The sequence below is a fragment of the Aeromonas sp. S11(2024) genome, assembly GCF_041402345.1.
Classification (GTDB): domain Bacteria; phylum Pseudomonadota; class Gammaproteobacteria; order Enterobacterales; family Aeromonadaceae; genus Aeromonas; species Aeromonas veronii.
Genome location: NZ_JBGLRC010000001.1, coordinates 332,640 through 354,353 on the forward strand (window position 1 = coordinate 332,640; position 21,714 = coordinate 354,353).

The 21,714-nt window shown below is 54.7% G+C and carries 17 protein-coding genes and 1 tRNA gene; 4 read left to right on the forward strand and 14 right to left on the reverse strand.

The window, feature by feature from the left end; all coding sequences use genetic code 11:
• The 11 genes from selA to ACB040_RS01450 form a co-directional block, all read right to left on the reverse strand.
• A complete protein-coding gene (gene selA / locus ACB040_RS01400; protein ID WP_371154161.1) occupies window positions 1-1,479 on the reverse strand; it encodes an L-seryl-tRNA(Sec) selenium transferase in 1,479 nt (492 codons plus the stop codon).
• 314 nt (window positions 1,480-1,793) lie between these two features.
• Window positions 1,794-1,885: transfer RNA gene (locus ACB040_RS01405), tRNA-Sec, on the reverse strand.
• Window positions 1,886-2,098: 213 nt separating this feature from the next.
• Window positions 2,099-2,590 carry a hydrogenase maturation peptidase HycI gene (hycI, locus tag ACB040_RS01410; RefSeq protein ID WP_371154159.1) on the reverse strand — a complete coding sequence of 164 codons (492 nt, stop codon included), beginning with the start codon at window positions 2,588-2,590 and terminating at the stop codon, window positions 2,099-2,101.
• Window positions 2,590-3,003, reverse strand: a complete 414-nt coding sequence (locus ACB040_RS01415) for a formate hydrogenlyase maturation HycH family protein (protein ID WP_371154157.1) — start codon at window positions 3,001-3,003, stop codon at window positions 2,590-2,592. The genes hycI and ACB040_RS01415 overlap by 1 nt, the downstream gene beginning before the upstream one ends.
• Window positions 2,996-3,811 carry an NADH-quinone oxidoreductase subunit B family protein gene (locus ACB040_RS01420; RefSeq protein WP_005360200.1) on the reverse strand — a complete coding sequence of 272 codons (816 nt, stop codon included), beginning with the start codon at window positions 3,809-3,811 and terminating at the stop codon, window positions 2,996-2,998. Before ACB040_RS01420 ends, ACB040_RS01415 begins: the two co-directional genes overlap by 8 nt.
• The gene (locus tag ACB040_RS01425; RefSeq protein WP_005345227.1) at window positions 3,811-4,368 is read right to left on the reverse strand and encodes a formate hydrogenlyase complex iron-sulfur subunit; all 558 of its coding nucleotides are present in this window, start codon (window positions 4,366-4,368) and stop codon (window positions 3,811-3,813) included. The genes ACB040_RS01420 and ACB040_RS01425 overlap by 1 nt, the downstream gene beginning before the upstream one ends.
• Before the next feature lie 9 nt (window positions 4,369-4,377).
• Window positions 4,378-6,096 (reverse strand): NADH-quinone oxidoreductase subunit C, encoded by a 1,719-nt coding sequence (locus ACB040_RS01430; protein WP_040065714.1) that lies wholly within the window; start codon window positions 6,094-6,096, stop codon window positions 4,378-4,380.
• An 80-nt stretch (window positions 6,097-6,176) separates the two neighbouring features.
• A complete protein-coding gene (locus ACB040_RS01435) occupies window positions 6,177-7,130 on the reverse strand; it encodes a respiratory chain complex I subunit 1 family protein (protein ID WP_371154154.1) in 954 nt (317 codons plus the stop codon).
• Between the two features lies 1 nt (window position 7,131).
• Window positions 7,132-9,003: a hydrogenase 4 subunit B gene (gene hyfB, locus ACB040_RS01440; RefSeq protein ID WP_371154152.1), complete on the reverse strand. Its 1,872-nt coding sequence runs from the start codon at window positions 9,001-9,003 to the stop codon at window positions 7,132-7,134.
• Window positions 9,003-9,668, reverse strand: coding sequence for a 4Fe-4S dicluster domain-containing protein (locus ACB040_RS01445; RefSeq protein ID WP_371154150.1), 666 nt, complete (start codon window positions 9,666-9,668; stop codon window positions 9,003-9,005). Before ACB040_RS01445 ends, hyfB begins: the two co-directional genes overlap by 1 nt.
• A gap of 363 nt (window positions 9,669-10,031) precedes the next feature.
• Window positions 10,032-10,304, reverse strand: coding sequence for a hypothetical protein (locus ACB040_RS01450; RefSeq protein WP_338774828.1), 273 nt, complete (start codon window positions 10,302-10,304; stop codon window positions 10,032-10,034).
• An 85-nt stretch (window positions 10,305-10,389) separates the two neighbouring features.
• Here ACB040_RS01450 and fliB point away from each other — a divergent pair, with 85 nt between their 5' ends.
• Window positions 10,390-11,562, forward strand: a complete 1,173-nt coding sequence (gene fliB / locus ACB040_RS01455) for a flagellin lysine-N-methylase (protein ID WP_338774829.1) — start codon at window positions 10,390-10,392, stop codon at window positions 11,560-11,562.
• A 297-nt stretch (window positions 11,563-11,859) separates the two neighbouring features.
• On the opposite strand, the gene kup is transcribed toward fliB, so the two are convergent.
• From kup to ACB040_RS01470, 3 genes are all read right to left on the reverse strand, one after another.
• The gene (gene kup, locus ACB040_RS01460) at window positions 11,860-13,728 is read right to left on the reverse strand and encodes a low affinity potassium transporter Kup (RefSeq protein ID WP_371154147.1); all 1,869 of its coding nucleotides are present in this window, start codon (window positions 13,726-13,728) and stop codon (window positions 11,860-11,862) included.
• A gap of 494 nt (window positions 13,729-14,222) precedes the next feature.
• Window positions 14,223-15,923 carry a hypothetical protein gene (locus ACB040_RS01465; protein ID WP_371154145.1) on the reverse strand — a complete coding sequence of 567 codons (1,701 nt, stop codon included), beginning with the start codon at window positions 15,921-15,923 and terminating at the stop codon, window positions 14,223-14,225.
• Window positions 15,923-17,656, reverse strand: a complete 1,734-nt coding sequence (locus tag ACB040_RS01470) for a hypothetical protein (protein WP_371154143.1) — start codon at window positions 17,654-17,656, stop codon at window positions 15,923-15,925. The genes ACB040_RS01465 and ACB040_RS01470 overlap by 1 nt, the downstream gene beginning before the upstream one ends.
• 489 nt (window positions 17,657-18,145) lie before the next feature.
• Between ACB040_RS01470 and ACB040_RS01475 the strand changes: the two genes are divergently transcribed.
• The 3 genes from ACB040_RS01475 (at window position 18,146) to ACB040_RS01485 (ending at window position 21,431) form a co-directional block, all read left to right on the forward strand.
• Window positions 18,146-18,745, forward strand: a complete 600-nt coding sequence (locus ACB040_RS01475; RefSeq protein ID WP_021230210.1) for a 4Fe-4S dicluster domain-containing protein — start codon at window positions 18,146-18,148, stop codon at window positions 18,743-18,745.
• Window positions 18,746-18,791: 46 nt separating this feature from the next.
• Window positions 18,792-20,936 carry a formate dehydrogenase subunit alpha gene (gene fdhF, locus ACB040_RS01480; RefSeq protein ID WP_371154141.1) on the forward strand — a complete coding sequence of 715 codons (2,145 nt, stop codon included), beginning with the start codon at window positions 18,792-18,794 and terminating at the stop codon, window positions 20,934-20,936.
• Between the two features lie 252 nt (window positions 20,937-21,188).
• On the forward strand, window positions 21,189-21,431 hold the full coding sequence (locus ACB040_RS01485; protein ID WP_234784138.1) for a hypothetical protein: 243 nt from the start codon (window positions 21,189-21,191) through the stop codon (window positions 21,429-21,431).
• Window positions 21,432-21,714: the final 283 nt, after the last annotated feature.

Here is a 21,714-nt window from a genome sequence, read left to right on the forward strand (position 1 = left end):
TCAGGGCTCCTCGCTCGCATTTGTTGCATTGAACGGGGCGGGCAGCAGCAACTCCCTGAGTTGGGCGATCAGCAGTTCCATCTCGGTCGGCAGCAGGGTGGCCATATTGAGCAGCACCTTCTGCTGGCGCACGGTGGCGATGACCGGCACTGGCAGTTCGCGCAGAGCATCAAGCAGCTGCTGGGCCGGACGCGGGTCGGTGCACTCCAGCGCAGGGGCCGGATAGAACTCGTCCGGCAAGGTGCCACCGCCCACCACCAGCTGGGCTGGGACCGGCACAAAGCAGCCGGGCAGGGCGGCCATCAGCTGGTCGGCTCTCTTCTGCATGGCGGCCGGATTGCTCAGGGTGCGATGGGCGATACCCTCGCCGATGGGAGATTTGTTGAGTTTGTGGATGAGCAGGCGTTCGAGCAGGGAGTAGACGATACGGCTCGGGCGGAAGGTGCGCATCATGGGGTGTTTTTCCAGCCGCTTGATAAGGTCGCTGCGGCCGCTGATGATGCCCGATTGCGGGCCGCCCAAGAGTTTGTCGCCTGAGTAGCAGACCAGATCCGCCCCCGCCTTGATGTACTGGCGCACCGAGGTTTCATCCGGCGCAAACTCTTCTGTGGTCAAGCCCGACCCCTGATCCACCGCCAGCACCACCTGCTCGGGCAGGGCGCGGGCCACCTCGCCGATATCGGGGGATTCGGTAAAGCCGCGAATGGCGAAATTGGATCTGTGCACCATCAGTACCAGCGCGGTCTGATCGGTGATGGCATCGAGGTAATCCCGGGCTGTGGTGATATTGGTGGTGCCCACCTCCACCAGTTTGGCGCCGGAGAGGGCCAGAATATCGGGAATGCGAAAGCCGCCGCCAATCTGGATCTGCTCGCCGCGCGATACGATCACCTCGCGCCCCTTGGCTACCTCCTGCAGCAGCAAAAAGAGCGAGGCGGCGTTGTTGTTGACCACCAGCGAATCCTCGGCCTGGGTGAGGCAACGTAGCAGGGGGGCGATCAGCCCCTTGCGCCCGCCGCGTTTGCCGGTAGCGAGATCCAGCTCCAGATTGTTGTAGCCGGTGTTGAGGTCACGCACCTCGTCCCACAGATCGGCACTTAACGGCGAACGCCCCAAATTGGTATGCACCAGGGTGCCGGTGGCGTTGATCACCCGGGTTTGACGCTGGCGCAACTGCTGTTGGCAGCGTTTGGCAATCAGCGCCTCGATCTGCTCGGGGGCAACGCCATGCTGGCGAAAATCTTCGCTCTGGCGCAGCTCGCTCAGGGTGTCGCGCACCGCCTGAGTCACCAGCGGGCGGCTCAGCGCGTCGATAAAACCGGCGAGAAAGGGTTGCTGCAGCAGCTGTTCCACTTGTGGCAGACGGCGCGTTTGTTGCTGGCTGGGCTGTTGCGGTGAATCTGGCAGTGAATCGTCGGCAGCCGTACCTGATGCGGGCTGGCGATGGGGGATGGCTGGCGCGTGAGACGAGTTCGGCATGGGATTACCAGTGCTGTGCGTGGGTTCGGGATGCGCACCGGTTTGCCGATAGAGAGGCCGAGCTGACGGGTTATGGCAGTGCTGGCGATTTGCGGATGAGTGCAAACTGGATGCATAAATGAGCGGGTATAAATTAATGCTGCATCGATGCTGATAAATTAATTGTTGGCCAGCGAGATAACCTGAGTTCGGATTATATTGGCAAGCGGCAAGCACCTTTTTTAAGGTATTACTTCAAACATATTGAACAAACAATGGAAATAACATCCAGGCCGAATAATTCAGCGAGAGAGTATTTGTTCAATAGATGAATTTGGCGGAAGAGGCAGGAATCGAACCTGCCAAAGCCTTCTCGGCTCACATCGGTTTTGAAGACCGAGGAGGCCACCAGACCCCATCAACTTCCGTAACGGTCGCCATTTTGTGGCAAATTTCTGTGACTGGCAACGCTTTTTTTGTCATAAAAAAGCGAGGGTTAGCGATTTTTTGAAAAAATCAAAGAACCTTGTTTTATATCAAGTTCAGCACAATTAGCCCGATGTTTTTAATTTAACATCAGGCCTCGATCACATTGCCATAACCGTCGGTCAATATCGGTCGTTAACAACTCGACAAATAATCACCGGTTGGCGTTGGCAATATTCCACTGCTCCAGTTTATCTATTAACAGACCGGTATCCCTGGCGGTATCAAGATGCTGATAAAGATAATCCATCGCCTCGCTCACCATCTCGGTCATCGGGAAGGAGAACGCCACGATGGCCGGTTGTACCCCGACAAAGATCACCTCGGGGACAAAGGTCTTGAGCTCGTCGATCAGGAAATTGAGCGGCATATTGTGGGTCGAGAAGATAAACATCTCGGCGATGGTCTCGGGGGGGATCACCTGCAGGGTTCCCGCCTTCTCGCCGATCTCGGCGGCATCCACCAGCACCACCCGCTCCGGTTGCAGCTCCCGCACCTTGTAGACCACATTTTCCGGCGCGATGCCGCCGTCGATATGGATCCAGCCGGGCTGGGGGGCGGCTTGCAGTTTGTCGGCAAGATAGGGGCCGGCACCGTCGTCCCCCATCATGGCATTGCCCACGGTCAACACGAGATTGCAGCCCATCAGCGGCTCCTTACCATCAGGTACATATGGGGGTCGTTAAAGAGGGCGGTCAGCTGATCCATAAAGGTATTGGTCCAGCCCAGCTCCTGCTCATCGAGTAGATTGTCGGCTTTGCGCAGTCGGTCGAAGGCGCAGGCCAGCATATGGCAGTGCTCGCGATAGATGGTGATCTCGCCAAAGGTGAGAAACCCCTCCATCTTGCGGCGCGCTTCGCTCCCCTGTGGCAGCTTGGCTACCCAATCGCGATAGCCCGTCAGCGAGCAGACCAGGTCTGCTCGCAGGCAATCGACGATGCCGAGGTGGTGGCCGATGGCGAGGCTGTAGTACATCACCTCCTTTGCCTCTTCCGGCACGTCGAACTGCTCGTCGACTAACTTGCGCGAGAGGCGGTAGAAGAAAACCTCGTCAGCCATGTACCGCCTCTCCCTTGCTGGCCGCCCGGTTGAGGCAGGCGTTTGCGAGGTTGTTGACGATCTCCGAGAGGCGCGGATCGTCGTGCTGATCGAGGTAGCTCTGGATACGCAGATCCACATCCTGCTGGGTCGCCCCTTCGAGCAGGGCCATAAACTCGTCGGCGATGATCCGCCCCTGCCGATAACCGGCCATGCGGCGGGCTTCGCGCTCGATCATCACCCGAATTTCGTTGGGGATGCCGGTGTGGCGCAGCTCGACCCGTTCACCTGGTTGCACCTCGTGGCTGGTGGCTTTGAGTTTCTGCTCAAGCAGACCGAGCGCCACCGCAAAGCCGTAGATGGTGGCTGCCGGTGTGGGGGGGCAGCCGGGGATATAGACATCTACCGGCACGATCTTGTCGGTGCCGCCCCAGACGCAGTAGAGGTCGTGGAAGATGCCGCCGTCACAGCCGCAGGCGCCGTAGGCGATGCAGATCTTGGGATCGGGCGCCGCCTCGTAGGCGCGCAGGGCCGGTACCCGCATCGCCCGGGTCACAGCGCCGGTAAAGAGCAAGATGTCGGCGTGACGGGGAGAGGCGACCACCTTGATGCCGAAACGCTCGGCATCAAACAGCGGGGTGATGGTGGCGAAGATCTCGATCTCGCAGGCGTTGCAGCCGCCGCAATCGACCCGGTAGACATAGGCCGAGCGGCGAATGTCCTTGAGCAGGGTCTTCTTGAGTTTGGTGATCTCGGGATCCTGTGCCAGCGGCACGGCGCGGGTATGGGCATGGCCGACAACCGGTTCTATGCCTTTGATCTTGCTCATCACATCCACTCCTTTTGTGCGGCCATCGGTGTGGCTATCGGTGTGATCAGGGCCGAGTCAGGCTGGCTCAGCATGCTCTGTTTTCGTTTGCAGTCGGGGCAGTGGTGCAGCCGCTCCGGGGTCGCGAGCGGTGTGCCCGCCTGCTTGAGGGTGTCCTCCACCAGTGCCACCAGCTTGCTCGGGGCAAAGTAGGTGCCGCACAGGGTGCAGGGGGCCAGCGCGAAGCGGGCCTCTTCATAGAGATCCGCCTTGTTGGTTACCGCCAGTTCGAACTCGGGGGAGAGGGCGATGGCGCGGGTCGGGCAGACCTCCTCGCAGCGGCCGCAGAAGATGCAGCGAGCCATGGAGATCTCCCAGCGCCGTTCGCCGGTCTCCATGTCCACTTCCATCACCAGCGCATTGGCCGGGCAGGCCTTGGTGCAGGCGGCGCAGGCGATGCACTGATCCGCCTGATATTTGGGTTTGCCGCGAAAATCCCGGTTCACCTCGTAAGGGGCGAAGGGGTACTTGGCGGTCGGGGTGCCAGCCTTGAGGATGGTCTTGAACAGCTTGATCATGATGACCCCTTATTTCAGCGGAGAGTTTTTGCGATCGATGCCGTAGCGCTCGATCTCCTTGTAGGAGACCACGGTGGATTTGCCCTTCTTGGGGTCGACCAGAGTGACCCGGTCGGTACAGGAGTAGCAGGGATCCAGACTGCCGATGATGAGCGGTGCATCCGCCACGGTATTGCCGCGCAGCATGTAACGCAGAGCAGGCCAGTTGGCGTAGGTGGCGGCGCGGCAGCGCCAGCGGAACAGCTTCTGGTTATCTCCCGTCATGCTCCAGTGGACGTTTTCGCCGCGGGGCGCTTCGGTAAAGCCCAGCGCAAACTTGCCCGGCTGGTAGGTGAACCCTTCGGTGAGCAGTGGCCCTTCCGGCAGGTGCTCCAGGCCGAACTCAATCATGTCGAGGGAGTCGTAGAGCTCGTGGATCCGCACCAGCACCCGGGATTGCACATCGCAACCCGCCTTGGTCTGGATCTCCATCGGCAGCTCGCGATAGCCGGCAAAGTCGTGGACCCGGCGCACGTCGCGCTTGAAGCCGCTCGCCCGCACCATGGGGCCGACGCAGCTGAAATCGCGGGCAATCTGCGGCTCGAGCTTGCCGATACCGATAAGGCGGGAGGAGATGTTGGCGGTATCAAGCAGCATGGCCACCAGGGGTTTGAGCTCATCACGGAGTTCGCGCACCAGCTGGGCACCCTTGATGCGATCTTCCTTGAAGATGTCGCGGCGTACCCCGCCAATCAGGTTGAGGCCGTAGGTCTTGCGTGCGCCGGTCAGCAGCTCGGCCAGGGTCATGGATTTCTCCCGCACCCGGAAGAACTGCATGAAGCCGGTGTCAAAACCGGTGAAGTGGCTCGACAGGCCGATGTTGAGGATATGGCTGTGCAGGCGCTCCACCTCCAGCAGCACGGCGCGGATCATCTTGGCCCGCTCCGGCACCGGAATACCCATGGCGTTCTCCACCGAGGTGGTGTAGGCGACGCTGTGGGTAAAGCCGCAGATGCCGCAGACCCGGTCGGTCAGAAACGCCACTTCGTTGTAGCCCATCCGGGTTTCCGCCAGCTTCTCCATGCCGCGATGGACATAGAAGAGGCGGTAGTCGGCATCGATGATGTCTTCGCCATCGACGAACAGACGAAAGTGGCCCGGTTCATCGGAGGTGATGTGCAGCGGGCCGACCGGCACGATGCGGTTGGCATCACTGCCCAGCTCGTTGACGAAGGGGTAGGTCTCGGTGTCGGTGGTGGGCATCGGGCGCTGGCGATAATCCATGGCGTCCTTGCGCAGGGGGTGGATATCCTCGGGCCAGTCGTCCGGCAGTACCAGACGGCGTTCGTCTGGCAGACCGATGGCGCGCAGGCCGTACATGTCGCGGATCTCCCGCTCGCCCCACACCGCCGCCGGAATGGTCGGGGTGATGGAGGGGTACTCCTGGGTATCGGCATCTACCAGCACCTTGACGGTGATCCAGCACTTGGTGTCGCCCTCCATGGAGAAGACGTGGTAGACGGCGAAGTGGCCGTTGAGGCTGCGCTCGTCATTGGCAAAGGAGAGTGGAAGCCAGCCCCCCAGCTGATGGAAGATCAGGCTGGCGGTCTCGACCAGACTGGTGGGCTTGACGGTAATGGTGGCTTGATCGGCGGTTTGCCACTCCTCGTCGACGATGGCGTGGGGCAGTTGTGCTCGCACCTGCTGGATGTAATCGCAGCCGATGCGATCCGAAATGGCGATGGTCATGCAGTTCTCACTTTAATGTTCGGGAATGAGCATTCACAAATGATGAAATCGGAAAAAGTCGCTGTGCTGGCGGGCATGATTCAGATCCCGACCAGATAGGCGAGCAGCGCCAGCAGGGCCAGCCCCAACCCGTAGCGGGTGAGCTTGTGGGTGCGCACGAACTGGGTGCGGGCCATGGCGTTTTCGATGATGCCAGCCAATAAAAAGGCCACCAGCAGCTTGCAGGCGAGGATCAGCGCTGCGCCGATGAGCGCAGGCAGACTCCAGTTGGCCGCCTTGCCGAAGGGGAGGAAAATCACCAGAAAGAGCTGCACCACCACCAGTTGCTTAAGGCCGATGGAGAGCTTGAGCAGGGCCAGCCCCGCACCGGAATACTCGGTGAGCGGTCCTTCTTGCAGCTCCTGCTCGGCTTCGGCGCAGTCAAAGGGCAGCTTGCCCATCTCGACAAACACCGCGAAGGCGCAGGCGGCACCCGCCAAGAGGGTAGCGATGGGGGCGGCCAGTGGCTGGGTCGCCACATAGCTGCTGATATTGCCCAGATCCGAGCTGCCCACCATCATCGCCATGATGAAGCAGGCGAGCACCAGAATGGGCTCCACCAGAATGCCGAGGGTCAGTTCGCGGCGGGCACCAATACCTGGAAACATGCTGCCGCTGTCGAGCCCCGAGAGGGAGAAGAAGAAGCGGAAGATGGCGAACAGATAGATATCGGTGATGAGATCCCCGGCGATGGGGAAGGGGGACTCGTGAGTCAGGGTCGGCAGCGCCATCCCTACCAGCAAGAGGGCGGCGATGAGCAGCGCAGGCATCAGGTTGAAGATGATGCCGGCAGGCTCGGGGGTCACCTCCTGACGGCGCAGGAGCTTGGCGATATCCCGGTAATCCTGCAGCAGGCCCGGCCCCTGACGGGAGTGCATCTTGGCCCGCAGCACCCGGTTGAAACCGGTGGCGAGCGGCGCCAGCGCCAGCATGGCGATGGCCTGGGTCAGGGCGAGGGCAACCATGCCCCAGCTCGGCATTTCAAGAACAGGCATATCAGACTCCTACAGCCATCAGGATAAAGAGCGCCAGCACAACACCGTGCAGCAACCAGCCGGTCATTCCGCTGGTATCGCTCACCCCGTGCAGGGCGGTGGCCAGATCGAGCTGCGGCTGCTTGCGATAGAGCGGCGCGCAGAGTTGGCGCAAGGTGTGGGTGACACCGCCGGAGGTGAGGCTCATGCGCTCCTCGTAGGCGTAACCACAGGCCCACGGGGTGCCAGCGTGACGACGACCCAGCTTGGGTCCCTTGAAGATGGCCAGTACCAGCAACGGGATGAGGAACAGCCCCAGCAGGGTGATGGCGATAACGGGCGGGGAGAGGATCGCCTGGCTGCTATCGAGTGGCAGCAGGGTGGCGCCGGTGGCGACACTCATCTGGCTGGCAACGAGTGCCTGACCATAGCTGGCGATATGGGGGGCAATCCAGGGGGCGCCCAGACCCAGCACCAGACAGACCGCGGCCAGCAGCAGGGTGCCTGCCACCATGGCGCCCGGCACTTCGCGGGCGTGACTCGCGTGTTCGCTGCGCGGTGCGCCGCAGAAGCAGATGCCGTACACCTTGACGAAACACATCACCGCCATGGCGCCGGTCACCGCCAGCATCACTACCGCGAGCGGCGCGACAACGGAGGTGCCGAGCTTGGTCATGGAGAGCAGGGATTGGTAGATAAACCACTCGCTGACAAAGCCGTTGAGCGGCGGCAGCGCCGAGATGGCCATGGCGCCGATGAGGAACGCCAGCGCGGTCCAGGGCATCAGCTTGGCGAGGCCCCCCATCTTGTCCATGTCGCGAGTGTGCAGGCGGAACATCACAGAGCCGGTACCCATAAAGAGCAGGCTCTTGAAGATGGCGTGGTTGAGCAGGTGATAGAGGGCGCCGAGCAGCCCCAGCACCACCAGTGCCGGCTGCTGGTTGGCGATGCCGATCATGCCGATCCCCATCCCCATCAGGATGATGCCGATGTTCTCCACCGTGTGGTAGGCGAGCAGGCGCTTGAGGTCATGCTCGGCCAGCGCAAACAGCACCCCGAGCACTGCCGAGCAGGCACCAAAGATCAGCACCACATAGCCCCACCAGAGCTGGCTGGCGCCGAGAAAATCGATGCTGACCCGCAAAATGCCAAACAGACCCAGCTTCACCATCACGCCGGACATCAGCGCCGAGATATGGGACGGTGCGACGGGCTCGGCCACCGGCAGCCAGCCGTGCAGCGGCACAAAACCGGCGCGCAGGCCAAAGCCGCAGAAGCTGAGCAGGAATACCAGGGAGGCCAGGGCGCCCGCAAGATGGTGCTCGCGCAGCGCGGCGAACTCCAGCGAACCGCTTTCGCGGCAGAGTAGCAAGAAGGCCACCAATACCAGCGCCATGCCGATATGGTTCATCACCAGATAGAGACGGCTCTGTTTGGCGGCCTCGGGGTTGGTCTTGACCAGCCAGTAGGTGGTGAGGGTCACCAGCTCGTAGCAGAGCAAGAAACCGAGTGTGTTGTCGGCCAGCACCATGCCCACCATGGCAAACAGGAAGAGGTTCATCAGCGCACCGATGGCCACATCCCCCTTGCCCTGATATTCGCGGATATAGGCAAAGGAGTAGAGGGCGACGGCGACGCCGACGGTGCTAATCACCAGCAGCATCAGCGCGGAGAGCATATCGAGGTGCACCGAGCCCAGCAGCCAGAGTTGGCCGTCGACGGGGGCGCCTTGGGCAAAGATCTGGATGGCGGCGACCAGACCCGCGAGCGAGCCCAGCAGGGCAAAACCGCTATTGAGGCGGTTGGCCAGTGCGGGCAGCTTTTGCAGGAGCAAACCGGCGGCAGCGCCCAGCAAAAAGAGCAGGAGCGTGGCCATAACAAGGGGGGACAACATCAGCGAACTCCCTCTGTGGTAGATAAATCGGATGCAGGGAGCGCCGTGGCAGGCGCCGAGAAGGCAGAGGCCCCTTGCGGGTTGGTGTCGGCCGCTTGCTGGCGACGGATACGCGCGGCGCGTTCGGTGTCGCCGTCATTGACCAGCTTCAGTGCCTGGGAGGGGCAGGCACCGACACAGGCCGGGCCGTCGGTGCGAAACTCGCACAGGTCACACTTGACCGCGATGCTGCGCACCCCCGGCTCCCAGCTCAACAGATCCTCGCCAAAGCAGCGCAGGCCGGCGGAAGTGGATGGGTTGCTGGAGCGGATGGAGCAGGGGATATAGGTGTCGTAACTGGTGGCCACGGCCACCGGGCGGCTGCCGCCGCTCTGGATGGCGCCGAACGGGCAGGCCACTGCGCAGAGATTGCAGCCGATGCAGAGCGACTCGTTGAGTTGCACGCAATCGCCGGTCTGGTGAATTGCCTCGACCGGGCACACCTTGATGCAGGGGGCATCGTCACAGTGACGGCACTGAACCGGCATGGTCGCCTGCTCGTGTCGCATAACGGTTAAACGGGGGGCTTGCTGCAAACCTTGCGCCTTGTGTACCTCGCTGCAGGCTGCCATACAGGTGCCACAGCCGATACAAAGCTTGGGGTCAGCGATAACGAAGCGGTTCATAGCCTACCTTGTCGTGTCGCGAACGGAGAAAGTAGGGGCAGGTTGGCAAGATACGGGCCAGAATGGTTTTTGCAGCGAAATTGGTTTTAAGTGGCTGTTTTTAAATGAATAAAAATCTTGAAATGGTTGGGTCGAAGCGCTGATACGGCTGTCGAACTGTGACGTTCGTCACTTGTGACGAAGCCGCCAAGAGGGTTCGTCACCCCGGAAAATGCGGTATGCGTAGGTTTGGATTGGGCAGTTACACAGAATTATTTACAAGCTCTATATACAGCCAGACTAGCCCTCATCACTACAACGGTGGAGTAACCCCCAATGAATCTGAGTGGTAGTTCTGGGCGGCTTATATAACCGTGGCCAAGTTTACTTGACCACCACAACCAGCCTGTTGGCAAGCTGTCTGGCTTTGTCTGCCGCCTTCTCTTGCTCCAGTGGTTTGACCAGATCCACTATGCCGCAGCCGCGCACTGCATTACGTCCCAAGGGGATGGCCAACTGGGCTTTACCTGTCTCGGTTCCACCGATCAACTGCAGATAGCGCTTCTGTTCCTGGAGGTCGCCCCCAACGAGTGGGTAGACAACCGGATTCACACTGACATAGCCAACCCACAAAAGCGAACGGTTGCATGGGGTCATGCATTCCTATATTTATCTTGACCAAAAGCAGCTCTCTGTTTCACCCTGCGCCACAGGGTAATACTCGGAAAGAAAAGGAAACCCCATGCCAATGTTGACTCGCTTTGTCCCCCGTTTTCGCAGCACTTTTCACTGTATCGGTTCGGCGTGTGAAGAGCATTGCTGCCAGGGATGGTCGATACAGATAGACAAGCCCACCTTTCGGCTCTACTGGTTTAGCGATGATGAGCGGATCCGCGCCACGGCCCGTGGATGCCTTCAAAAAACCAAAAGCAGTAATTATGACTGGGGGCTGGTGAAACTCGATGAACAAGGAGTATGCCCTTTTCTCGACAGCGACAAGTTGTGCACCATTCATCGCCTCCTTGGTGAATCGGCCCTAAGCAACACCTGCAGTACTTACCCGCGTACCACGGGCACCTTTCTCAATCAAAAAAAAGAGAGTCTCACCCTCTCTTGCCCCGAAGCCTGCCGTCAACTGCTCCTTGATCCTGATGCCATGTTGATAGAGACAGAAGAACTGACGGTCGCCTCCCTCTCCCAGGCAGTGCCGGATGCGGCTCAGCGGCTCAATCAACTCAGTTATCAGATTGCAATGACCCAGGAGCTTTCCTTTGAGATGCGGCTGTGGATGATAGGGATGTTGATCCACCACGACGAGCGTAACTCTTCTTACGAGCAGTTTCTCGATGAGCTGGTTGCTCTGCTGGAAAAAGGGCAACTGCAGGCCATGTATGACACAATTCCCTCGCTGCCCAACGTGCAATGGTTGGCTCTGAGAACCCTGACCCATCTACTGCTGCAATCCAACGATACCAACCAAAGGGGGAGGGTCATGATTGAAGAGTGCCTGAACACCCTCTACAAGTTGCTCGAGGGTGAATATGACCAAGAGAAGATGGCCTTCTTCCCGCGCCTGTGGCGAGAACAAGTCGCCCCCTTTCTGGCCGAGCGTCCCCACCTGTTGGATAACTATTTGCTCTACCAGATCTACAACTTCAATTTTCCCTATTCTAATGAGCACTCGATGGAGGCGGCCTATCGGCTGCTGGTCGCAGATCTGTTTTTGCTACGCAGCTATTTTTGTCTGCTGGCGCATCAAGGAGAGTTAACCGAAGAGAAGGTGATCAAACTGGTCTATAGCTATCACGCTCGCCGCCAACATAACCTCAGCTTCAAACATGAGCTGGCCACCGGATTACTCGATACGGGGTTTAGCTCAGATATCACGCTCTATGCGCTGCTGAATCTTTCCTAAATAGTGCGCAGGTGGGTGTAGATTCTCGCTGTTTTAAAACGTCGATTAGCGAAGCGTAATCGGACGCACGAGAATGCAAATATATCGGCAGCATGCCGGGAGCAGGGGGCAATGAACGTGAATTGCACCGTTTGCAGCATATGGCCACGGTGGGTTGCCCCCTTCTCCCCTCGCGGGAGAAGGGCTGGGGATGAGGGGGCCGGTAATCGGGGTTAACGGAAAATAGAGAGAGAGGCCAATGCCTCCCTCTCTATTTGCTGACGTTTTCTATGCCTTTAAGAGGCCATCAACCCGCCATCAGATATCCACCTGGGATCCAAGTTCGATAACCCGGTTGGGCGGGATCTCGAACTGATCCGGGGCGCGCAGGGCGTTGCGCTGCAGCAGCATAAAGAGCTTGCCGCGCAGATAGAGATACCAGGGGCGGTCTTTCATGATGAGCGACTCGTGGGCCATAAAGAACGAGGTCTCCATCATCCGGCAACTGAGCCCCTCGGCGTTGCAGCGGTGGAAGATCTCCTCCACGTTCGGGGTCTCGCGCCAGCCGTAGCTGGCCACTACCCGCCAGAAGGTGGGGGAGAGCTGCTCGATGCAGACCCGGCGCACATTGTGGACGTAGGGCACCTCTTCCACCCGCAGGGTGAGCAGGATGATCCGCTCGTGCAGCACCTTGTTGTGCTTGAGGTTATGGAGCAGCGCATGGGGGATCACATTGACCACCCGCGACATATAAACCGCAGTGCCCGCCACCCGGGTCGGCGGGGATTTCTCCAGCGAGGCGATCATCGGATCAAGGGAGTTGCCGTGCTCGTTCAGGCGACGAATAAGCTGGAAACGCTCGCTCTTCCAGCTGGTCATCACGGTGAACATCACCGCGCCCAGAGTGAGCGGCAGCCAGCCGCCGGAGAAGATCTTGGCGAGGTTGGCGGCAAAGAGCGGCACGTCGATACAGAGCAGCGCAGCAAACAGGATGGCCACCAGATACTTGTTCCAGTGCCAGCTGTTCTTGGCCACCGAGCAGGAGAGGATCGAGGTGAGCACCATGGTACCGGTCACCGCGATGCCGTAGGCCGCCGCCAGATTGCTGGAGTGCTCGAAGCTCATGATGACGATCACCACCGAGATATAGAGCATCCAGTTGATGACCGGAATATAGATCTGGCCGGACTCCTGCTCGGAGGTATGAACGATGCGAATGGGTGAGAGATAACCGAGGCGCACTGCCTGCCGGGTCAGCGAAAAGACCCCGGAGATCACCGCCTGCGAGGCGATCACCGTCGCCATGGTTGCCAGCAGCAGCAGCGGCACCAGCGCCCATTTCGGCGCGAGCAGGAAGAAGGGGTTGGCAATGGCGGCGGGGTTACTCAGCAGCAGCGCCCCCTGACCGAAGTAGTTGAGCACCAGGGAGGGCAACACCACGATAAACCAGGCGAGGCGAATTGGATTTTTGCCAAAGTGGCCCATATCCGCGTAGAGCGCCTCCACCCCGGTGATGGCCAGCACCACGGCGCCGAGGGCAAAGAAGGAGGTGGTCTGGTACTGGACAAAGAAGCGCACCGCCCAGATGGGGTTGAGCGCACCCAGCACCTCGGGGTTATGGATGATGCCGCGCAGCCCCAGTACCGCCAGCGTCATAAACCAGATCAGCATGATGGGGGCAAACAGCTTGCCCACCATGGCTGTGCCATGTTTCTGGATGGCAAACAGCAGGGTCAGCACCAGCACCGAGAGGGTGACGATATAGGGGTCGAGGGCGGGGGTGAGAATGCTCAGGCCCTCGATGGCCGACATCACCGACATTGCCGGGGTGATCACCACCTCGCCATAGAAGAAGCTGCCGCCAATCAGGCCGAGGATGATCAGCAGCGGTGTCCAGCGGGTGGAGGCGTTGCGGGTCGCCAGCGACATCAGGGTGAGAATGCCACCCTCGCCGGCGTTATCGGCCCGCATCACAAAGGAGAGGTACTTGACCGACACCACCAGGATCAGCAGCCAGAAGATCAGCGAGAGAAAGCCGAGAATGGAGGCCGGCTCGACGCCGAACCCGAATTGACCTGACAGGCACTCGCGCAAGGTATAGAGCGGGCTGGTGCCGATATCGCCATAGACTACGCCAATCGCCGCCAGCATAACGCCGGGAGTGGCTTGTTGTTTATCACAGTTCATGAGTTCATCTTGTCAGTTTGATGTTTACACGTTTGCCAACGCACAGCTGCCCGACCTATCAGGAAAGTCGTGATATTTAATCGGGAGAGAATTAATGGATTGCGATGGGAAAGGGCGCTAACGGAATAGTGATCTGCTTGTCATGGAACACAGTCTGTTCATCTGTCATTAAGCTTATAATGACACACACTCTGCGGGACTATGCTCAGTTATAAATAATCAAAAGTTCAATTTGAGTAAGAGAATTAATTATCCGGCGATTGAAATAGGCCGCGACAATGCAGGCAACTGTTTGTTTTATCTAGCGAAGTGGTTTGGCCACTCTCTTTTACCAAAATGGATAATAAATAGACGATAAAGTAATCACTAATTAAATACTGGCAGGATGGCAAAGGGGAGGGGGATGAGTAGCAATGGAGTCTTTATTTGCCAGAAAGAAATAAATGTAGGGTACAATAAACTGCGCTTGTTGTACCCTAATGAACTAAAAGCTATTAAGAGATTTGTTTATATGTGTCAATAATGAAATGCATAGGTATTGGTAATCGATAGTGTCTACAACCTGTGAGTATTAATGGCCAGAAGTTATGTTTATAGGCACTCATTTCATAAATTTTATTTGAGGAGGCGCATTCATCTATTAATTGTTTGATAAAATTTTCTGGTGTGTCGTCTATGCATACGTGTGATAATGTTGAGCCATGCATGGAATCATACTTATAAAAGTGTTTTTCTGAAGACTCATCTAGAAAGAAAACTTGAAAATTACAGTGAGATAAAAACTCATCTTTTATTTTTTTAACATTATCATATGGCTGAATATTATTGGTGATAATGGAAAATAAAGAAATGTATGGATATAAAACAGCTCCTTTAGTGACACTTCTTCTATATTCATTGGAGTTGTCAATAGGGTGTTCAATTAGCTCGGCATAACTCAAAATAGTAGTTGGATATGAGTCGTTTTGATGAAAAAGATGATGTATACCTTGAGTCATATACAACAACCAATAGCTAATATCATTCCAGTGAGTGGAGTTCATATATAAGAAAAACAATGCCAAAGTTAGATCTATCGCTTGTTCATCTTTGTAAGGTGTAAAGAGTATAGGGTTGTTTACAACAAGTCTCTTTATCGCATTTTGGGTTTTTAATATCGATTCTTCAAATTCTTTCGATAACTCTGAATTAGGTTCTGAATTTGATAAAAACCAGTATAGCCAGAATCCATATAGTGAAATTCGACCTAGTAAATCGAACATTTTTAAAGTGACGTCAACAGGACAAGACGGCCTAACTGCATGTGATAAAGCATATAAATTGTCTACATGTGGCAAGATCTTGTCTTCTATGTATTGACTAGATATTTGTAAATTCAGCCTGAAAATAGAGTCCAATGCATTTAATGTCTCAATTGCTATTTTGTTTTTTTTGTCAAAAGCAAACTTAGTCGCATCCCAAGAGTTTAAAATAGTGAATTCAGAAGATAAAAATGCACTCTCTAAATTATTTTGTTCCCGACACCATGAGTATAAAATCCATAAACAAAGATTAAGTTGTCTGATGCGAGTTAAAATCTGGTTAGGTTTTGACTCCTTAACATTTGTAAGGCTGGCAGCCAGCATTTTGAAGTGTTTAAAAGAAATTTCTGGTTCATCTATCATTGCAAGTGACTTACGTAATAAAACACGACAGTTTTTTGGTAAAAGCTCTTCTCGCAACATGTGTTGTTCAATTAATGTAGCTAATCTGTCCCCATTCCACTCAGAGAAAGACACAGAGTCAGTTTTATGTTTTTCTAAAAACATACTAACGTTAGCTCTAACCTCTTCTTTTACTTCTCCACCAAAGCATAAACAGATTTCTATAGGCTTATCTTTGTATTCCACAGGGATTCTCGTGGGAATAAATACATCTATTATTTCTTCTATTGAGGGTCTCAAATCTTGTGGGTTTCCACTACTCCAGTCTTTTCTATCTAGATCCCCGGATTTTACGGAAAACAAATATACTTTGCTTTCGATGTCGTCAGCAAGCCTACCAAATGCTCCAACGTCGACACCATATTGTCTGCTACCTATACCTGGTTTTAAAAAAACCTCTAATCCAATTTGAGATAATAGGTCTGGTAATAATGAATCAAGTTCACCGCGCTCTTTAAGTGATGCAAGATACTGTCTTACTACTAATTTCATTAATTACATCCCTCTATTTTAAATTGAAATATCATTTTGTTTAAACCATGTGGATCAAGGTTTAGCATAGAAGCTAGCAGCATTGAGTGAGAGATTTCTTGAAGAGGAATTTCTTGACGAATTTTATCTTCCCCATGTTGGATATAGTGAATAGATTTATTCCCATATAGAAGCAAAGATTCATTCCCAGAAAATATTGATGAGAAGAAAGATTTAGATCTTGCCTGCTTGATAGAGTCATCCATTAATCTATTTTGATGTCTTCTATAGGTATGACGATCTTGTTCACTAGGAATTAGTTCTTTTAAATCTGTGGCTTTCTCTACTGCATCTTGATATTTATCGAAAGATACTAATATATCTTCAGCTATCTTACGCATTCGATGGTCTGATGAGTTTTTAAGCTGACTTATGCTTTCACGCATACTTCCAGGATAACTTATGAATAAAGGGTTAAATATAATTTCATTGATTTCACCTAAAGCATCATCAGGGGCATAATACATTAACGAGGTAATAAGTCCAATTGCAATCTTGGGTCTAATAAAAAACCAGCCACATGCTCTTTTAGCTAATGTAATATATGTTTGAGGGCTAATTTTAGATAGCATTTCTTTATTGAATTTAATTAATGCATCGGACTCTCTTCTATCAAATAGATTGCTGCAATTTTTACATAGATAGTAATTGTTTGAAATTAGCCATCGTGTAATTAATGATGATAAGTAGGTTTCTGGATAATTGTTTATTTCATTGGTAAAACTATTCAGATTTTTAATGGAAAGTTTGTGCTCCGTTAATGAGAATAGCTTCTCAATATAAGAGACACATTCAGCGAATCCTCCTTGTTTTAATAAGTTCCTTAATGCATAGTCAACAGTGTTTACTGTTTGTATATTTTCTGGTTTCACATGGCAGCAGATATCAAACAATACTTTTATTAACTTATCATTTAGAACTTCATAGTTATAGGCGATTATCGTAGCCGCTGTGTTAATATACAGCTCTCCAAAATTGTTAGGGTGTTTACATAGGAATTCTAAAACTAAATTTTCTAAAGAGTTATTTTGAGAATAAATGTTTATTAACGCTCTCAGTGATATTGCTAGGATTTTATCTGATGGCGTAGAAGAAGTTAAATTAATGATCTCAGTTGCAGCTAGAGTTAATAATTTATGGTCTTGATACTTTATTTTACCAAGAGAAAATAATGCTCGCTCAACAACCTTAGCGTTTTTATTCTTTAAAAGATTAATGCCCTTCTCTATATAGTCCTTCTCGTTGATGCACGCACCAGCTTGAAGCGCTATTGATAGTGAGTCAAAATCCGAATCAACATTTGATAAGGAAAAATAAAAGAGTTCATCAGGATAGCTAATGTTTTTTTTACATAGTTCAATCAAAGGATCTATAAGCATATAGGCAGCCATATCTTGGCCTCCTTCCAATGTGATTTTTTTGACACATTCGACAATATCTATGATAGAAGTATCTAAATTAGGTAAGATTTTTTCAAAAATATTCATTTTTGAAAAGAAATCATGATTGCCCGGTATGTTTTTAAGCGTTGAAAACACTTCAATAATGTTTATCTGTTGTTTGTTATGTAACTCTGAAAGCAAATTTATTAATGACTTGGAATCATCATTACTGTGATCGTAATAATCATCTATAAAATCCAAGAGAGAACCATTTATGTAATTTTCAACTATGCTTTCTTTTAGTTTTTCCATATTACTAGCATCTCCTAGATATTTATTTTTGTACGGGTATTATATTTTTACCGTGGTCGTATTTTATTATCTTTCTGAATGGAAACGACTTCTAACGAAATTAGTTGCCAACTGAAGCATGCTATCCAATTGGGTAGGGGCTAAAAAGGGCGATCGGTGCAAAATCTGTCCAAGATCAACAAATTAGTCATTGATTGGGCGTTACTTGAGCGATTTAGTTGGAAGGGCAGGGTGATACGCCTTAGTCAGCCGGTGTCGAGCTCGTCACTTTTGTCGTGTCGATCACACTTCCCAGCCCGTCGTCACCCTCGTCAGTCGCGGTAAACAGTAAGGTGTTATTGCTGATTACTCCTTTATTTTCAGATGGTTGTGATTTTTTATCGCACCTTTGGCCCGTTTTGGTCTGATAAATGCTCTGTGGGGGGGCTGGCCGCCTCTTTGCCTGTCGGCGGGCGGCCCGGTGTAACGAACCATTTAGGATCCCTCTCTATGAACAGCTTCGTGATTGCAGATCCCAGTCTCTGTATTGGGTGTCGTACCTGTGAGGTGGCCTGCGCCGTTTCACACCAGTCAGGGTCTTGCAGCGGGACCCTTGAGCGGGAGGGCGGCCTGCATCTTGCCATCGAGGATGGACATCTGGTCTCCAGGGACAGCTACTTTCAGCCGCGCCTGAAGGTGATCGTGGGCAGCAAGGTGACCACGCCGGTGCTCTGCCGCCAGTGTGAAGACAAGCCGTGCGCCATGGCCTGCCCGAACAATGCCATCGTCAGCGAAGATGGCTGCGTCAAGGTGTTGCAGGAGCGCTGCATCGGCTGCAAGTCCTGCGTGGTGGCCTGTCCTTACGGCGCCATGGCGGTGGTGCTCAAAGAGGTGCCCCCGACTGCCGATGCGCTCTTCAAGCGTCCGCAGACCAAGGCGCAGGCGCTCAAGTGCGATCTCTGCCGTCACCGCGAGGCGGGCCCGGCCTGTGTCGAGGTGTGTCCGACCCAGGCGCTGCGGCTGGTCACGCCGGAGCATCTTGAAACCCTGAACCGGCAGAAGCAGCTGGCCAGTGCCGAGGCACTGCTGGCGATGCCGGCGCGGGTGTGAGCGGGCTTGCCGAGCCGTTTTTCGTTAACAAACAAGAGTGTGAGTCATGAAAAAAGTCATTACCGTGTGCCCCTATTGCGGCACCGGTTGCAAAATCAACCTGCTGGTTGAAAACGACAAGGTGGTGGGGGCCGAAGGCGCCAACGGCCGTACCAACGAGGGGCAGCTCTGCCTCAAGGGCTATTACGGTTGGGATTTTTTGAACGACACCAACCTGCTGACCCCCCGTCTCAAGAGCCCGATGATCCGCCGCGAGCGCGGTGGCAAGTTCGAGGCAGTCTCCTGGGATGAAGCGATCGAGTTCGCCAGCAGCCGTCTCTCTGCCATCAAGGCGAAATATGGCCCGGACGCCATCATGACCACCGGCTCTGCCCGTGGCCCCGGCAATGAAGCCAACTATGTGATGCAGAAATTTGCCCGTGCGGTGATTGGGACGAACAACGTCGACCACTGCGCGAGGGTGTGACACGCACCCTCAGTCTCCGGTCTGGAGACAACTGTAGGCAACGGCGCCATGAGCAACGCCATTCCCGAAATTCAAGAGACCAAGTGCCTGCTGGTGTTTGGTTACAACGCTGCTGACTCTCACCCCATCGTCGCCCGCCATATCCTCAAGGCGAAGGCAAATGGGGCCAAGGTGATTGTGTGTGATCCCCGTATGGTGGAGACCGCCCGTATCGCCGATCAGTGGCTGCCGCTCAAAAACGGTTCCAACATGGCGCTGGTTAACGCCTTCGCCAACGTGTTGATTAATGAAGGGCTCTACAACAAGGCATTTGTCGCCAACTACACCGAAGGGTTCGAGACCTTCAAGGCGACGGTAGCCAAGTACACCCCGGAATATGTCGAAGGGATCACCGGCCTGAAAGCCGCCGATATCCGCGCCGCCATTCGCACCTATGCCGAGTCGCCTGCGTCCATGATCCTGTGGGGCATGGGGGTGACCCAGTACGGTCAGGCGGTGGACGTGGTCAAGGGGCTCGCGGGTCTGGCGCTGCTGACCGGCAACTTCGGTCGCCGCGGCACCGGCTGCGGGCCGGTGCGTGGTCAGAACAACGTGCAGGGCACCTGTGACATGGGGATGCTGCCGCACCAGTTCCCGGGTTATCAGTCGGTGGCCGATCCCGAGATAAGCGCCAAGTTCGCCAAGGCGTGGGGCGTGGCGTCCCTCTCCCAAAAGCCCGGCTATCGCCTGACGGAGCTTGGCCACAAGGTGGAGGAGGGCAAGTGCAAGGCCTTCTATATCTTCGGTGAAGATCCGGCGCAGACCGAGGCAGATCTCGGTCAGTTCCGCCGCACTCTGGCGGGGATGGAGCTGGTGATCGTGCAGGATATCTTCATGACCCAGACTGCCGAGATGGCGGATGTCATTCTGCCCGCCACCAGTTGGGGCGAGCATGAAGGGGTCTACAGCTCGGCAGATCGCGGCTTCCAGCGCTTCTACAAGGCGGTGACGCCCCCTGAGAACGTGAAGCCGGACTGGGCGATCTTCTCGTTGATGGCGACCGCCATGGGTTATCCCATGGAGTACCACAACACCGAACAGATCTGGGACGAGATGCGTGCGCTCTGCCCGCTTTATGCCGGGGTCAGCTATGACAAGATGGCCGATCTCAAGAGCGTGCAGTGGCCTTGCCCGACCGAGGATCACCCGGGCACCAGCACCCTGTTCGAGGGGAATGTGTTCACCACCCCGAGCGGCAAGGGTCAGCTGATTGCCTCCGAGTGGCGGCCGCCGCTGGAGCAGCCCTGTGCCGAGTACCCGCTGGTGCTCTCCACCGTGCGCGAGGTGGGTCACTACTCCTGCCGCTCCATGACCGGCAACTGCTCGGCGCTGCAGACCCTGGCCGATGAGCCGGGCTATGTGCAGATCCACCCGAGCGATGCCAAAAAGCTCGGGGTGAAGGATCAGGCGCTGGTCTGGATCTCGTCGCGCCGTGGCAAGGTGATCACCCGGGCCAACTACAACGACCGGGTCAACGCCGGGGTGGTCTATATGACCTACCAGTGGTGGATCGGGGCCTGCAACGAGCTCACCATCGAGCACGTCGATCCCGTCTCCCACACGCCGGAGTACAAGTACTGCGCGGTGAAGATCGAGCGCATCGACAATCAGCCTGAGGCGGAAGTGTACGTCCAGACTGAATACAGCGCGCTCAAGGCGAAATTGCGCAGCGCAGCCAAGGGCTGATCGCCCTAAAAAAGAGGTTCTGCACAAATAAGGGAACCCGACTCGGATTTATCGAGTCGGGCACCCTTTTATTACCCAAAGAAAGGGGAGTAAATGATGCAACATGAAATTGGTCGCTTATTCGGACTTTTCTATATTGGCACCTATCTGGCAGCGATATTGCTGGGAATAGGTTGCTATATTTGGCGCGACGAGATGATATTTCTGCTCGGCTTCGGTTTTTTCGGCTGTTTTATGGCAGCGCGGCTCGCCATGAGCAGCGTATTTTCTGCCTTGAGTATTTCCAGTGCCTGGCTGATCGGGTTTATCTCCACCACCTTGATCAACGGCCTGCTGCTGGGGGTGATCACCCTGCTGATCTACCTCACTCACCAGAGCGTCACCGCCGAGCTTGCCGACAACGCCAGCTGGCTGCTGATGGCCTTCCAGAGCCTGTCGGCCCTCTTTATCTTCGGTGGCCTGAAGTGCTGCCACAGCCGGATCATCACCTCATAAACTGCCGATAAATGGGCAGCAAACGCCATCTCGAAACCCGCAGCCAGCGAAGAGGAGAGGCAGATCTGACAGTTGACGGCGGCCCACTTTTCGGGCGCCTTAATTGAGATCAAGAACTGATGAAATAACCGGTTAAATATGGCCATCAGATATATTAAATCGGATTGTAATGAAATTTGAGCTCATCTATGATGAGTCGCCATTCCAATATATCCCCCGATAACGATGTTACTTTTTGTTGTCGTTCGTTAATAACAACTCTGGAATTGCAACATGCGACAAT